Source organism: Acinetobacter sp. 809848 (assembly GCF_000581275.1).
Taxonomy (GTDB): domain Bacteria; phylum Pseudomonadota; class Gammaproteobacteria; order Pseudomonadales; family Moraxellaceae; genus Acinetobacter; species Acinetobacter pittii.
This window is the reverse complement of record NZ_JEXG01000187.1, coordinates 1-531: the sequence shown is the minus strand read 5'-3', so window position 1 is coordinate 531 and position 531 is coordinate 1. Positions and strand designations below refer to the sequence as shown.

At 44.3% G+C, this 531-nt stretch carries 1 pseudogene; it reads right to left on the bottom strand.

The features are described from left to right. Nucleotides 1-531: pseudogene (locus J536_RS24710) on the bottom strand (fimbrial biogenesis outer membrane usher protein); the annotation flags it as partial.

Genomic DNA, 531 nt, shown 5'->3' with positions numbered 1-531 from the left:
GCGTGGAACCCCCACATCTACTGAAAACTCATTAATACCTTTTGCCAGAATCTTGGATGAAAAATAGTACGGCTTTTTGGTAATGCTCTGCTGACCCGTTGCATCTGTGGTCACCAGTGTGACTTCATTTCCTGAAATAAACGGAAGCTGTTTAATATCAAAGGGACCTGATGGCACTAGACCTGAATAAATCTTTTGCTGGTTGACGTATAAATCTAGGGTTGAAGGCAATGCTGCCGAGCCAGAGAATTGAGGGAGTGCCGAAGTGACAATATCCCCGCGTTGGCTATAAGCACTCGACCACTGAAAACCGGCCAGACGGACACTGCTTCCCCAATCCGGGCTATTAGAAATAAAGTCCCCTAGGGTATATATCCTGATCTTTTCAGGGTCAACATATTGCCACTTACTTTCTAGGCGCACCCACTTTTCATGGCTATAACTATTTTCATTACTACCGTTATATAAAACGCCTGAAGAAAAGTTACCGATTGCGCTATTAAAGATCCCTTCTGCCGTACCTGAGAAAAC